This window comes from Nitrosomonas sp. (genome assembly GCF_019752415.1).
In the GTDB taxonomy this organism is placed as follows: domain Bacteria; phylum Pseudomonadota; class Gammaproteobacteria; order Burkholderiales; family Nitrosomonadaceae; genus Nitrosomonas.
Genome location: NZ_JAIEME010000015.1, coordinates 21,797 through 37,225 on the forward strand (window position 1 = coordinate 21,797; position 15,429 = coordinate 37,225).

Genomic DNA, 15,429 nt, shown 5'->3' on the forward strand with positions numbered 1-15,429 from the left:
AAATTACAATATATCGATAGCGATGGAAACGCTGACTCTCCCTTGGCGAATTTTCCCTAAAACGATCGAAGCGGCTTGTTATAACCGCGGGCGACTAGCGCTGCTGCGACTAGGCTATCCTTTGCGAGTGACATTACAGCAGCATCGCGGATTAGAAGTCATTCTAGACAAGGCCATGTGGCTATGCGTAGATAGTAATAAAGACGATCAGCCCATTTTGGCATGGCGCGAGTTTCAGATTCGTGGACGACGTGGTTTACACCTACCCGTTTCTTGTGAATTGTGGCTATACCATAGCTATGCAGGTCTTATCATGGGATCAGCTCTGGATGATTTGGATCAGGCACTTGAAAAAATCATGCATTGAGCTAATTTTTTTACACCCCTAAATTACAGAGGATAAAAATGCCACTTGTAGATATGCGCGATATGTTGAATCATGCTTATCAAAATAACTACGCAATCGGTGGTTTTGGACTGGTAAGCCTGGACTTCTTGGAAGCTATTATCACGACAGCCGAGTTTTGTCGTTCACCAGTCATTCTCAATCTTTCTGAGCCGCTCTTCCATCAAAAAGATTTTAGCCTGATCATGCCGGCTGCCGAACGAGCTGCGCATCACGCCAAAGTGCCGGTTGCTATCCACTTTGATCATGCAAAGAAACATGAATCCATCGTTCGAGCGATTAATCTTGGTTGCAACAGTGTCATGCTGGATGTTTCTTCAGAAACATTCCCCGTCAATATCACTCAAACCAGCCGTGTTACAGAAGTCGCTCATGCCTGCGGCACAGCAGTTGAAGGAATACTTGGTTTTGTAGGTGGGGTGGAGGGAGAAAATGCCATCAATAACTTGGGAGAAGTCGTCTATACCTCTTCAGAAGAAGCTAAAGTGTATGCTGAGCGTACCAAAATTGATTTCCTTGCTGTTTCCGTTGGCACTATCCATGGCCGCCAGCCCAATCGCAGCACTAAATTAGACTTCAAACGTCTGAAACGCATTAACGACGAACTTGGCATTCCACTGGTGCTGCATGGCGGAAGTGGATTAGTTGAGGAGCAATACCATAAGCTGATTTTAAATGGCGTTGCTAAAATTAACTGTTACACGGAACTTTCCGATATCGCTGCCGCAGTCATTCGTTCCAATAGCCAAAAAAGTAACAAAAAGGGCTATATTGAATCATTGCACGGTGTTAAAGAAAGCCTCCAAGAACAAATCAAATTGTATATGCATCTCTGGGGATCAGCAGGCCGCGCAGCGGAAGTTTTGATTCAGTGCCGCCCTTGGCAGTCTGTAGAACAAATCATTATTTGTAATATTGAGAGCCGCTATCTACAGCAATTTGATACGCTGACTGAACAGGCACGTAAAGCTTTAATGACAATTCCGGGTGTGCGCCAAGTTTTCTCGGGCTGGGCATTATCAGAACCGGGGCAATATCGCCTTTGTTGGCGAATCCAACTGGCACACGCAGATGTTATCAACAGTTACCAATCTCATCCGAACTATATTGCTTTCTACAGTCAAATATCCCACTCGACTGATTCTAAAAAGATCAATACTACTTTTGTCTCAACACTATCCAGTACAAACCATCAATTGAAGGAATCTGTAAGTGCATAATCTATCCTTCAACTCCATAGCGTCAGAGCTATAAGCAGCAATTGCAGCATGTCCTAAATTAAATGCAAGGATGTAACACCAGGATAGAAGGCCAGAGGCCTGGTTTCAGTCCGAACCTGTAAACATAGAATTCATCTGGGCTGATGGTTCCCTGAACAAAGGTCGCCCACGCCATTGACAACTAAAAATCCAGATAAGCCTCTGTCGTGGTTGCAAAACCTGCCGGCACGTTCACACCAGCCTGTGAAAGATGGCTGATCATCTCTCCCAACGAGGCATTCTTACCACCAAACAAGCCTACATCGTGCATCGTCAATTGATCAAACCAGGCGATATATTGTGTCATTGGGAAACTCCTATCAACTAATAAATGGTCTCTACCATTATAGTCTTGGATTTTATCAATTTAGGATTTACATACGATCAGACAGCGAACGAATTATATAACTCGTTGCTCTATTAACTAAAAATATAACTTGGTATATATTGATATATATCAATATATACCATATATAAAATAAGTATAATTTTTAATATTAACCTTATAAAAAAGGAAAATAGTATGCCCGCACCTTTCATAACCTATACAGGTTCGGATAAAACGACTTTGACCAATGCTCTATTGGCGTCAAACTCTGGCATCGTTATTAATTCCGCCTCTATTGCTTTAAAACCTTCAGGACAAACTGCAGTAAATTTTTACGATGGCTCACTCACACAACTGGGTATCGGTGCGGGATTACTCCTTACATCTGGATACGCACCCGGAACTTCTAATACAGTGGGGTGGGATGGTAAAGATAATGGTGGCATTACCGGTTTCTATAACGGTGATAATGATATCGATGCCGTAGTCAATACAGTTTTTCAAACCCAATCTTACGATGCCACTACGCTTTCATTTGATTTTACCGTCACAGATCCTACCGCTACCTCAGTAAGCTTTGATTTGGTATTCGGCTCCGATGAGTTTCCAGAGTGGGTCGATCAATTCGTCGACTCAGCAATCGTCATGGTTAACGGTGTAAATTATGCGCTATTCAATCATGATCCGATGCATCCTTTGAGCGTAGTAAGCGCCAATCTAGCTGCCGGATACTTTCAGGATAATGCAGGTAATGTGTTGCCCATCGAATACGACGGTGTCAGCCATTTACTGAAAATCATTGCACCGATCATTCCTGGCGGTTCAACTAATCATATTAAGATCGGTATCGCTGATACTGGAGACCACATTTATGATAGCGGCGTTTTTCTAGCCAATTTTTCAGCGGGAAATATTCCAGGTTCCGGTGTTGTGATTACACCTCCCATCACGGGCACAGAAAATGATGACAACATAACAGGATCATCAAAGGATGAATATTTTGATCTGAAAGGTGGAGATGATACTTGTTATGCAGGTGCCGGAGATGACATTGTGGTTGCAGGAAGTGGTATTGACACCGTTTTTGGTGGAAGCGGCAATGACGAAATCAAGGGGGATAGTGGTGACGACAACCTAGATGGCGGCGATGGCATCAGTGATACGGCTGTTTACTCTGGAGCCAGCTCCAGTTATGCCGTCGCATATAACCCGGGCAGCGATAACTTCACGATGACGGACACCAATACCGGCACCGGATCTGATGGTACAGACACGCTCGTAAATTTTGAATTTGCCAAATTTAGTGATGGGCTATTCGTTCTAGATACCACCGGATTAACACCCGTTTCCGGCCCAGGTCCAGCGCCAACTAATTCACCAGGATTGATATTCATCGATGGCGTTGGTTCAAAAGGAAATACGCTAACCGCAACTGTAAGCGACGCTAATGGTATATTCGGGGCAATTAACTACCAATGGCAGATCTCTAGTAACTACGGTAACAGTTGGAGCGACATTGGAACCAACAGCAATACCTACACCATCTCGGCCGCTGATGTTGGAAAAGATATTCAAGTCAAAGCGACTTATACCGACAATGGTTCGAACTTCGAGTCTTTGGTCAGCGCACAGAAAAACATATTGGAAGCAGGCAATGGAGATTTGGTCGTTACCCTGATGCAATTGACTGGCCCATTGGGTGCCAGTGTCAATAATCCTTTGACGACATTGGTACAAGATGCCATTGATCTGGGCATATCACCGAATATAGCCGCGCTTAATATTAAAACTGTCTTAGGGCTTCCCAGTCAGATTAATTTACAAACTTACGATACCTGGCCGATTTTATCGAATAATCCATCAGAGCCAACAGCAGTCTTAGTAGAAAAAATTGCGGTACAAGTCGCCATTCTAACTTCACTTTCTGATGATGACAGCGGTATGAAATTGACACTGGCTATTCTCGATGCGGCAGCAAACAATCAAACGCTAGATTTAGCTAATGCCAATGATCTCGCAGATATTCTTGGTATTGATATTACTGGAATTACCAATAAAAATAACTATCCACAGCCCCTCAGAGAAATTTTCGATCGTAATAAGAGTATGTCGGATGCTGTTGATGATGTCATGTCTGGCGGCGGGCCTATTGGAGCGACTGGTCTTAGTGTCATTGAAACAGAATGGCAGGATTTGCTTAGCGTTCAAGATGGTATTAACTCCACGACCATTGGTGATTTGAGTATCCATATCAATCAAGCGCCGAGCGGAAGTGCAACCGCTAATCTAATCAATGGCTTGGAAAACACCAATTACTCCATTAGCGCAAACGATTTGCTGCAGGGCTTTAGCGATTCAGATGGCGGCACACTAGCAATCGACAGCAGCACCCTGACAGCGGACAATGGAATCGTCAACACTACCGATGGGTTAACATTTACCATCACTCCAAATCCAGGATTTAATGGACCGGTGGAACTAACCTATCAGGTAATTGACGGCCAAGGAGGAAGTGTCTCTGCATACCAAATGTTCATTGTGGAACCTTCATCCGTTAATCACGCCCCAACTCTCATAGCTCCCCTGGTTAATCAGGCAGTTCAGTACAATTCACTTCTGAGTTACGATGCAAGTACCTCGTTTAATGATATTGATCTACTCGATTTCCTGAGCTTCAGCGCCACACTCGCTGATGGCAATCCTCTGCCTGCTTGGCTACAGATTGGCGAAACCACCGGCCTGCTGACAGGCACGCCAGATTTGGGCAATCGTGGCACTTATGCGTTAAATATAACGGCGACTGACTCTCGCATGGATCCAGTGTCAGCGCACGGCTAACGGTAGCAACTGCCGCATTTAACGCAGGTCAATTGCTGGTTGGCACAGCAGTAAACGATATTCTGGCTGGCACAGTATCCAACGATACCGTGACTTACGCTTATACCACTGCACCTATTACAGTCTCCTTGGCGATCGCCACGCAGCAAAACACCATTGGCGCAGGATTAGATACTTTGACTAACATCGACAATCTGATGGACAGTGATTACAACGACAGTTTGTCAGGCAATGGAAAAAATAACGTTTTGGATGGAGGAGCTGGTAACGATTCACTCAATGGTGCTGGCGGTGCGGATACCATGATTGGTGGATTGGGTAATGATACTTTCACGGTTAACCATGCAGGAGATGTCGTTATCGAGTACCTCAATGAGGGCACTGACAAAATCAACAGCAGCGTAACTTACACGCTATCAGTCAATGTGGAGAATCTCACGCTGACAGGCGCATTGGCCATCAATGGCACTGGCAATAATCTGGCTAACAGTCTCACTGGAAATACTGCAATCAATGTACTCACTGGCGGAGCTGGTAACGATACGCTCAATGGCGGTGCTGGCGCAGATAGCCTAATCGGTGGATTGGGTGATGATATTTATACGGTCGACAATGCCGGTGATGGTATTACGGAAAATCTGAGTGAAGGCACTGATAAAATCAATAGCAACGTTACTTATACGCTATCAGCCAATGTGGAGAATCTCACGCTGACGGGTGCACTGGCCATCAATGGCACTGGCAATGATCTGACGAACAGTCTCACTGGAAATGCTGCAATCAATGTACTTAATGGTGGCGCCGGTAATGACACACTCAATGGCGGTGCTGGTGCAGATGGCCTAGTCGGTGGATTGGGTAATGATACGTATACGGTCGACAATGCCGGTGATGGCATCACGGAAAATCTGAGTGAGGGTACTGACAAAGTCAATAGCAGTGTAACTTATACGATATCGGCCAATGTGGAAAATCTCACGCTGACTGGCGCAACCGCCATCAACGGCACGGGCAATGATCTGGCCAACGTCATCATTGGCAATACCGCCGCCAATCAGCTAGATGGCGGAGTGGGAAATGATACGCTCGATGGCGGGCTAGGCAATAATGTGCTCACTGGCGGGGCCGGTAACGATTCATTCAGGTTTACAACAACCGGTCATGTTGACTCGATTACTGACTATAACGTGGCGAATGATACTATCAAGCTAGAAAATGCTGTATTTACAGTACTAACAGCCACAGGTACTTTAGCAGCCGGGCAATTTAAAGTCGGTTTGAGCGCATTGGATGCTGATGATTTTATTATCTACAACAATACGACCGGTGCATTGCTATACGACGCAGATGGTAGTGGTTTGGGCGCTGCAGTACAGATTGCAACACTGACGGGTGGATTAGCCATGACCAATGCAGAGTTTGTAGTGATCTAGCAGGCCGTTGAAAAACTATCTGCGTTGCCACTACGGTGTTAAAAACAGGCTCAAAATGCTCATTTATCACACATAAACTGCGCTTTTCCGCCTGTTTTTGCCTTGTATCGGCTGCCTCGAATACGTTTCAACGGTCTGTTGAAGAGCCTCTGAATAACTGTCATTTCGAGCATAGCGAGAAATCTATACTGTTAATTTTCAAAGATTCCTCACTGCGTTCGGAATGACAATCCAGCATATATTCAATATCCATCGGGAGGCCATAGTGTTGTTCAATAATCAGAGCTTGACGCGCTAACGTGTTAGGAGACGATGAAATTGTGCAATATTTTTCTCTATTATTTCTACTGCTTATTTTCTTATCAATTCAGACAAATGATTGAGCAATTCATCCTCTTTATAAGGCTTACCAAGAAATATATTCACCCCCAGATCCTTGGCGATTTTCCGGTGTTTTTCCGCGGTTCTTGAGGAGATAATAATCATCGGGATATGTGCCGTTTCCGGGTTCGCACGTACCCATTCAATCAATTCAAAACCATTCATTTTAGGCATTTCCAAATCGATCAGCATGACATCCGGAATACTGTCCTGAAGAATTTCAATTGCTTCCTTGCCATTCTTGGCAATCAACACCTCACAACCTTCACGTTCCAACAAGCGGCAGGTTACCTTGCGCACCGTCAATGAATCATCCACCACCATAATCGTAGGTGCTGCGTTGGTTCTCTTTTGCGTGATTGCCGTGAGTTCTGGCAGCGGAGTATTGAGCGCTTTCTGAACATCGGTGCGTTGTATCAGTTTCACTGGATTCAGGATCAGAATGACTTCACCATCTCCGGTAATCGTAGCGCCTTCAACACCGGGCGCATGCGCAAGCTGTGAACCGATATTCTTGACCACTACTTCGGTGTTACCGATTAGCTCATCGACATGCACGGCAAGATATTGTGTCCCGCTGTGCAGGAATAACACTTGGCTATGTTTGGTGATTTCCGGAATATGATCTGTCTGACCCAGCAAATGCGACAAATGGGAGAACAAGTATTTCTTTCCATTAAACTCGATCTGTCGATCCTGATAGATTGTTTTCAGCGTATCGGGATCGAATTCCCGGTTATGTTCGACAATAAAAGCAGGAATCGCATAGATTTGTTTACCGGTGCGGACCATGAATGTTTGTGCAACGGACAACATAAGCGGTAAATAAATTGTGAACGTTGTTCCCTGATCCGGAACAGACTGAACACTGATTCGGCCACCGAGCATCGAAATTTCATTTTTGACGATATCCAGACCAATTCCGCGACCGGAAATTCCGGTGATGGAATCAGTTGTTGATAAGCCTTGGATGAAGATCAGTGACATCGCCTTGTCATCATCCAAGATCTCATTTTCCTGGATCAAGCCAAGCCGTTGCGCTTCCTCACGGATGCGCGGCAAATTCAGACCACGACCATCGTCACTCAGCGTGATGATCACTTCGTTGCCTTCCTGACGCAGGTGGATAGCGACTTTCCCTATTTCAGGCTTTCCTGCTTGCTGTCTTAGCACTGGCTCTTCGATGCCGTGAGCTATCGCATTACGCAGCAAATGTTCGAGAGGGGGATTAATTTTCTCTAATACACTGCGATCAATTTCAATTTCTGCACCTTGTATTTCAAGATTGGCTTTTTTATTCACATGGTCAGCTACTTGCCGCGCGATACGATAATAACGTTCAGCATAATTACCAAAAGGTATCGTGCGAATTTGCAGCAAAGATTGCTGGAGCTGGCGGTTAATTACGGATTGCTGCGTGACGGCTTCTTCCGCGACCGTTTGTGTTGCCCGTAAGCTTTTTTGCACGGTGATAATATCATCGACACTTTCGGCCATCAGCCGCGTCAGTTCCTGGAAGCGGGAGAATCGATCAAATTCGAGCGGATCAAACGCAGGCTCGCTTTCATGCCGCTGCGCAAGATGCGATTGCATTTGTGTTTCCGCCTGAATCTCCACTTCGCGCAACTGGTCGTGCAAGCGGTGCGTGCTTTCAGTCAGATCCTGCAGTGATTGTTTAAAATTGTTGAGCTGCGCTTCAATTTTGAAACGCAGCATGCTGGCTTCGCCGGAATCATTAATCAGGCGATCAATCAACTCGGAGTTAATACGCAAAATGGTTTTTGCCTGAAGCAGCTCGGATTTCTCGGGCACCACATCGACTGACTCAATCCTCTCCGTAGCGCCCTGATTGACTGGAAGTGGCAGTACCTCAATGCGTTGAAGCTGTTCAATTTTAACGCTGATAGCATCAAATTCACTTTCGAGCTGGTCCAGCGCGGGGTCGGAAATGTTGCGTTCATGAAAAGCTGCTTCCACATGACTTTCCATTGCATGGATCAATTCACCAAGCTGCAACGCTCCCGTCATGCGGGCACTGCCTTTCAAGGTATGCAACAATCGCAGTAGTGCATGATGAATATCTTCGTCTTGCGGCAGCATGCGCCAGGCGCGCAATTTACCGCCCATTTGCGGAATGATGTCTTGCGTTTCTTCCAGAAACACCGGAAGCAGCTCAAGATTGATCTGATCAACTGCTTCGGCTGCAAACGGCACAGGCTGTACAGGCTTAGTTTTTGTTTCGCTGGGTGAGGAATCCGGGAATACGGCTGGTTCTTCCGCTTCGGCTTCAAACGAGGCGTCTATGTCAACAAGACTGCTAGCCGTTGTTGCTGAATCCATCCCCTGTGTTTCGATTGCTTTTTCACTGGTTAATAGCGCTTTTGCTAAAAGCAACAATTCACTGGCATCAACCTCTGTTGCGCCCTGTTCACGCAGATTCCTGCACCACTCGCCATAGGCCTGATGCGTGCGCGTGATTAAGCTTATTAATGGATCGGAAACCGATCTTTTTTCAGTGAGCCAATGACTCAGCACTTGTTCCAAGCGCCAGGCCACTTCACTCATCTTCTCCAGCTTGACCATGCGGCCACTGCCTTTGAGTGTATGAAATCCACGCTGTAAAGCAGTTAGAGACTCACGACCGGTAGCATTGATCCGGCACTTCTGCAGTTCAGTAGCAATACTTGCCAGAACTTCCTCCGCTTCTTCCAGGAAAATAGCGAGCAATTCCGGATCGACACCGGCGCTGGGGCTTGCCGCTTTAACGGCTGCTATATCTGGCTTTGCCGCGACTGCAGGTTTTGGCACAGTCGTTTGCGGCGGTAACGGTGCGCTGGCGGGAATTGTTGCAATCTGAAAAAGCTCAATCGCTTCTTCGACAATCTGCTGACTCTCGGGTTGCCCGCTTCTGAGCGCTTCAATAAAGAAACCCAGACTGCTTAATCCATCCACCAGCAAGATCTGTTCTGTCTCAACAATTTCATGGCCCGGCTTTAACAGTTTCTCGACCAGGTTCAGGCAATGATGCAGCAAAGTGTGCGCACGTTCCAAATCCAGCATGACCAACGCGCCGAAGATTTGTTTGAATAAACCAGGCAGCACGGACAATTCTGCACGTTTGGCGGGTTCAAAAAAGAATTTATCCAGAATGGTCTCGATTTGCCCCAGATTGGTCAGAATTTCCTGTGCAACCTGCGCCAGTAATTCTTTTTCCTGTGATGTACTTTCTAACACAGTAAACGCCGGAGCATGCGGCAACTCGCTGACATTGACATCACCCTCAGTAATGCCACGCAGACGAGCGGCAATCACATCGATCTGCTGAGAGATATCCGGGGGCAGCTTGTTAAAGTCATCGATAATACTTTCAACCAGTAACAAAGCGGTCGCCATTTCCATCGCCAGCTCTTCACTGGCATCCTGAGGCTGATCATGTAAATATGTAACGGTGCTATCAATGGCATCGATTAATTTCACTAACGGCGCGCATTCGGTTTGCTGCGCTTGATGATTGAGCCAATCAATGTATTCAAGTAACGAGGCCAGACTTTCCTGGTGCCCCGCACAAAATTCACGCCAGATATCATTCGCCTGCATCAGCGTATTTCGTAGCCTATCCAAAATGGGACGCAAGGCTTCCGACTGTTCAAAAGTCAGCGTATCCTGGTCTGACGTCAGACCAGGCCAGGTATAACTGTTCTTGATATCGCTGATGCGCTGACTGGCTGATTCGCTGTGGGCAATGTGGTACAGCAATTCACGCATCAACGGTGCAGTGTTGCCCAGGGTTCCAGCGGCAAGATGACGTATGGTTTGTTCAATCTTCCCGCACAGGCGGCGCACCGGAAGATCGATTTGATTGCTTTCCAGATACAATAAATCCTCGAGAAAACCCGCGGCTGCCCACCAGAATGCGCGCCCTTCAATAGTTCCCGGAAATTCTTCAAGCTGATTGACTGCCGCGGCCATTTTCTGCAAACCGTCTTTATTCGATGGATCACGCAACCACGTAAGCAGTCCGGCCTGATACTCGGCGCCCAATTGTTTGGCTAAGGATTTAGCCGTTAAAGCATCAATATGCGTTGATTCCGCCTTTAATGCCGGGTTAGCCGTTAACCGCGGGAAAAATAAGTCGCTCTCGGGCGCATTTTCAAAACCATACACTTGCATCAACCCACGATACGCTGGAAACAGACGTAGCGGATTTTCTTCCACACCGTCAATCAGCTCATTCAGGTAATAAAGCAATGCCTGGGTGGATTGTTTCAGCGCATCGAAAATCGGCGGACTGGGTTCAATCTTCTTGCTGATGAGCGCTGCAACCAATTGCTCCATCTTTTCAGTGACGATGGTGATGCTCGTCAGATTCAGCATCTCCAGCAAGCCGTCCAATTGATGGATATAATTCATGCAATCTCTGATTAGCTTGTCATTGCCAGGATGCTTGCTATAAACATCCAGATTCTGGTCAATCAAAGCGAATACTTGATAGATTCCGTCCTTGATTCCGATAATCGAGGCAATATTAAGTTTGGGTTGTGCGCTCATTTTTAATACCATCTATTCCCAATTGAAATCTTAATCAACATTAGGGCATCTCTATATATCCAAGTTTTGTCATAACACTTTGTTGCTCTCAAAAAAGCTTCCTTGCATAGCGTACTTGCACTGCGTAACCATTTTTTGTTTGTGATTCATGCTGGTTAGGACTTTGAATTTTTAGAGGTGCCCATTACACCTTGAAATTGGATACCGATGCTTTCAGCTCAGATGCAAAACCAGTAATCTGTTTGATTGACCCCGTGGTTTTCAATGTCCCTTCCGTATTCTGCCGGGTAATATGAAGAATCTCTTCCATATTGGCAACTACCTTATGCGCTGCTCGTGTTTGGGTATTCGTGACATCAAAAATATTGGTAACCAGTTGAGCCAGTTGCTTTGAAACTTCTTCTATTTCTTCCAGCGCCCGCCCGGCTGCATCAGAGCGCTTGGCGCCTTTTGCCACGCCAAGTGTGCTTCTTTCCATCGCTGCGATAGCATCTTGTGTGTCGCCTTGAATTGTAACAATCAATTCACAGATTTGCTTGCTGGCTTCTGCTGAGCGTTCAGCCAAACGCTGCACTTCTTGCGCAATCACGGTAAAACCATGTCCGGCTTCACCAGCGGCTGTTGCCTGCAGCGCTGCATTTAACGCCAAAACATTCGTCTGATCGGTGATATCGGTGATCAGTGCAACAATTTCACCGATTTCCTGTGAACTTTCTCCCAGGCGTTTGATGCGTTTGGAGGTATCCTGAATATATGCGCGGATTTCATTCATTCCGGCAATGGATTCACGCACCGCCGATGTGCCTTTTTCCGCAGTGGACAACGATTGTTTGGCGACTTTTGCGGATTCTGTTGCCATATCGGATATCTTACTGATGGATTCCGTCATACCGATCACTGCCAGGGTGGTTTGTTCAATTTTTGCCGTTTGCCGTTGTGCCGCTGTTAATAACCCCGACGAAACATATTGCGCCTGATTAGACGATTTAACAACCAGTGCGCTTGCCTGATTGACCTGCTCCACCAGTGTGTGCAATTCTTCAATTGTGCAATTGATGGCATCGGCGATGGCACCGGTCATATGGTTCGTGATATCCGTGCGAACGGTCAGGTCACCATCGGCGATTCTTTTCATATCATCCAAAAGGGTCACTATTGCTTTTTGCGCCTTCTCAACTTCATTTCTGCTTGCTAAATCTTGATAATGGGCATTCCGGCGTACTGACTGGAAAAAAAATATGAGCGCAAGCACTACGCCTGCGCCAAATGTATAAATCAGCGCATTGAATAAAGATACAGTATGCCTATTCTTCTCTTGGATCTCACCCTCCAGTGCGCGCGTCATATCCAACATGGCCGCACTGTTGTTCGCAACCTCATCCATAGCCAACTGCACAGTAAAAGCTACCGGTATTTCTTGTTGAATCACCCGCAAGTGATCATCAAATCTTCTCAACAGCGAATAGGCATGAGACAAAAGATCCTGAATGATCTCATCCTTGTTAGAGGCTGCCCCAAGTCCATTCTGCCCTTGACTTAAGATTTGGATCATTGCTGAGATTTGTGCGTGATCCTGAGCAAGCTGCGCAGTGATTTCTGTCATCGAGAATTCACTGGAAAGAATCGTGCTAATATTTTTTGCTACGGTACGCGCATGCATTCTTATGGATTCCATCGTGCGTATTTCCTGAGACAGATTGCCGATTTCTGCCATGCGTCCGATTAATTCTTCGATGCGTCTGGCCAATTGATTCTGCGTAATCTGGATTGTTTTGATGCTGCTGTTTAGCTTAATCGAAGATTCTTTATGGTTCAAAATCAGAACAATCTTTTTAGCCTCAATCTGCCAGTGTTGCTGATAGGCATTCAGGATTGATGCGAGCGATTGATCTGCGGCTGGAACGATCTTGTTATGATCATAGATCCCACCCTGAGATAGCAATGCAATATATTGGTTTAACAGATATTGACTGCCCTGTAACTCGGCAAATGCATTCGCATTGCCCATGTGCACCTGCCGTGCGGCGTTTGACAAACGTAAATGCTGTATCTCCAATTGCGCAACCAATTCCGGTTGAATCGTATGATGCCTGGCTTGATTGACGCTGATAGCCAGTGTTATCAACAGCAGCACAGTAAAAAGCATCAGGATGCCGCCCATTATCCAGCTAGTGCTTAAAATGGAAGTACTCTTAGAAATACTTTTCTTTGCCGGTAAGGTAATAACCGGAAGTTTCTTTCCTATGGCAACCATTCTGGTTGTTAAGTCAAATTTAGATAAATTATTTTCCATTATTTTCTCCAGCATTGATACGGGCTTGTCTGGATATTCAGTTTTTTGATGACAGACGACACCAGACACGATTGTTGTCGGGTGATAGCTTAACCGCTGAAGTGTGGGGTCAAAAACAGGATAAGACCTGTAAAACAAGGTCTTTTATAGAGTCTATGAATAGCTGTCAATTCGAGCGAGGTGAGAAATCTATATTATTGATTTCTTAGTATTATTCCATCTGTTTGGAATGACAAGCGCAATTTCTCAGGAGCTGAGATGCTTCGAATTAATTATCCAAGAAATAATTTATAGGCGGGATTCTTGGTCTCGTCCCAATAGTGATAACCCAATTGATTCAGGAATGCTTTGAAGTCAGATCTTTCTTCCGGAGGAACTTGAATTCCGATCAGCACGCGGCCATAATCGGCACCATGATTACGGTAGTGAAATAGGCTGATATTCCAGTTATGGCTCAGGTTATTCAGAAAATTCATTAGCGCACCGGGACGGTCTGGAAATTCAAAGCGATAAAGAATCTCGTTTTTAACATCATGCGCGTGTCCGCCGACCAAATGACGAATATGCAGCTTGGCCATTTCGTTATTGCTCATGTCTTCGGTGGCCAAACCGCTTTGTTTTAATTCGCTGATCAGTTTCTGGGTTTCTTCCTGATTGCGCACCGATACGCCGACAAAAACATGCGCCACTTTCGGATCGGCATAACGGTAGTTAAATTCAGTGATGCTTTTGGCACCCAATAAATTACAAAATTTCTTGAAACTGCCGGGTTTTTCCGGAATCGTCACGGTCAACACAGCCTCACGCCGTTCACCGATTTCCGCGCGTTCTGAGATATGCCGCAGCCTGTCAAAATTCATATTGGCACCGGATGCAATCGCAACCAGCGTTTTATGCAAGATCTTTTCACGCGCGACGTACGCTTTGATGCCCGCAACGGAAAGCGCGCCGGAAGGCTCCAATATCGTGCGCGTATCTTCAAATACATCCTTGACTGCCGCGCAAATGGCGTCGGTATCGACCAGAATCACTTCGTCGACCAGTTCGCGGCATAAACGGAAGGTTTCCTTGCCCACATGCCGGACCGCCACGCCGTCCGCAAACAAACCAACTTGCGCCAATCTGACCCGGCGGCCGCTTTGCAATGAACGGTACATCGCATCCGAATCGACCGGCTCGACGCCGATGATTTTGATTTTCGGATACAATCGTTTCACATAAGCCGCTATGCCGGAAATCAATCCGCCGCCGCCAATCGGCACAAAAATAGCGTGAATATTCCCGGTATGCTGCCGCAAGATTTCCATGCCAACCGTTCCCTGTCCGGCAATTACGTCCGGGTCATCGTAGGGGTGAACAAAGGTGGCTTGCTCTACTATTGCCAATTTTATTGCGTGCTCGTAAGCATCGTTATAGGAATCGCCATGCAAGGCCACCGTGGCCCCATGCCCCATCACCGCGTTTACCTTGATTTGCGGTGTCGTCACCGGCATCACGATGGTAGCGCTACAGCTCAACCGCTTGGCAGCCAATGCCACGCCTTGCGCATGATTTCCGGCAGAGGCCGCAATCACGCCGCGGCTGCGCACCGCAGGCGATAACTTGATCATTTTGTTATACGCACCACGCAACTTGAAAGAAAAGACCTGCTGCAAATCTTCCCGTTTTAGTAACACCTGATTATGGATGCGCCCGGATAAATTGGCAGCAAGCTCCAGCGGACTCTCGATCGCCACATCATAAACCTGCGCGGTCAGTATTCTTTCTAGGTAATTGTTTTTCATAACGGAAGGTGGGTAAATCCAGGTTAACTTTTAGTCTGGAACTGTAACAGAGATTTTATCACGATCAGGGAAAGCATAAGTTTGCCGTTATGGGAAAGTTCTAATTTTAGAGAATAACCGGTTCAAATTTTCTCGTGCTTGATCCAAAAGTCATGTATG

8 protein-coding genes are annotated in these 15,429 nt (G+C 46.2%); 4 read left to right on the forward strand and 4 right to left on the reverse strand.

Annotation, left to right across the window (positions count from 1 at the left end; translation table 11 throughout):
• The first annotated feature begins 22 nt into the window (after positions 1-22).
• On the forward strand, positions 23-367 hold the full coding sequence (locus tag K2P83_RS03420; protein WP_292926478.1) for a hypothetical protein: 345 nt from the start codon (positions 23-25) through the stop codon (positions 365-367).
• 38 nt (positions 368-405) lie between these two features.
• Positions 406-1,626, forward strand: a complete 1,221-nt coding sequence (locus tag K2P83_RS03425) for a class II fructose-bisphosphate aldolase (protein WP_292926479.1) — start codon at positions 406-408, stop codon at positions 1,624-1,626.
• 181 nt (positions 1,627-1,807) lie between these two features.
• Here the strand turns inward: K2P83_RS03425 and K2P83_RS03430 are convergent, their stop codons facing one another.
• Positions 1,808-1,972, reverse strand: coding sequence for a PEP/pyruvate-binding domain-containing protein (locus K2P83_RS03430; RefSeq protein ID WP_292926480.1), 165 nt, complete (start codon positions 1,970-1,972; stop codon positions 1,808-1,810).
• Positions 1,973-2,188: 216 nt separating this feature from the next.
• On the opposite strand from K2P83_RS03430, the gene K2P83_RS03435 reads away from it, so the two are divergent.
• A complete protein-coding gene (locus K2P83_RS03435; protein ID WP_292926481.1) occupies positions 2,189-4,831 on the forward strand; it encodes a choice-of-anchor L domain-containing protein in 2,643 nt (880 codons plus the stop codon).
• A 32-nt stretch (positions 4,832-4,863) separates the two neighbouring features.
• Positions 4,864-6,264, forward strand: a complete 1,401-nt coding sequence (locus tag K2P83_RS03440) for a calcium-binding protein (protein WP_292926482.1) — start codon at positions 4,864-4,866, stop codon at positions 6,262-6,264.
• Positions 6,265-6,615: 351 nt separating this feature from the next.
• Here the strand turns inward: K2P83_RS03440 and K2P83_RS03445 are convergent, their stop codons facing one another.
• The 3 genes from K2P83_RS03445 to ilvA all read right to left on the reverse strand — a co-directional run bounded on the left by K2P83_RS03445 (position 6,616) and on the right by ilvA (position 15,270).
• Complete coding sequence (locus tag K2P83_RS03445) at positions 6,616-11,193, reverse strand: Hpt domain-containing protein (RefSeq protein ID WP_292926483.1); 4,578 nt, start codon at positions 11,191-11,193, stop codon at positions 6,616-6,618.
• A gap of 184 nt (positions 11,194-11,377) precedes the next feature.
• The gene (locus K2P83_RS03450) at positions 11,378-13,486 is read right to left on the reverse strand and encodes a methyl-accepting chemotaxis protein (RefSeq protein WP_292926484.1); all 2,109 of its coding nucleotides are present in this window, start codon (positions 13,484-13,486) and stop codon (positions 11,378-11,380) included.
• Between the two features lie 272 nt (positions 13,487-13,758).
• Positions 13,759-15,270: a threonine ammonia-lyase, biosynthetic gene (ilvA, locus tag K2P83_RS03455; RefSeq protein WP_292926485.1), complete on the reverse strand. Its 1,512-nt coding sequence runs from the start codon at positions 15,268-15,270 to the stop codon at positions 13,759-13,761.
• Positions 15,271-15,429 lie beyond the last annotated feature (159 nt).

Coding starts and splice junctions, on each gene's coding strand:
- K2P83_RS03420 (WP_292926478.1), top strand. CDS start 23: ATGGAAACGCTGACTCTCCCTTGGCGAATTTTCCCTAAAACGATCGAA.
- K2P83_RS03425 (WP_292926479.1), top strand. CDS start 406: ATGCCACTTGTAGATATGCGCGATATGTTGAATCATGCTTATCAAAAT.
- K2P83_RS03430 (WP_292926480.1), bottom strand. CDS start 1,972: ATGACACAATATATCGCCTGGTTTGATCAATTGACGATGCACGATGTA.
- K2P83_RS03435 (WP_292926481.1), top strand. CDS start 2,189: ATGCCCGCACCTTTCATAACCTATACAGGTTCGGATAAAACGACTTTG.
- K2P83_RS03445 (WP_292926483.1), bottom strand. CDS start 11,193: ATGAGCGCACAACCCAAACTTAATATTGCCTCGATTATCGGAATCAAG.
- K2P83_RS03450 (WP_292926484.1), bottom strand. CDS start 13,486: ATGGAAAATAATTTATCTAAATTTGACTTAACAACCAGAATGGTTGCC.
- ilvA (WP_292926485.1), bottom strand. CDS start 15,270: ATGAAAAACAATTACCTAGAAAGAATACTGACCGCGCAGGTTTATGAT.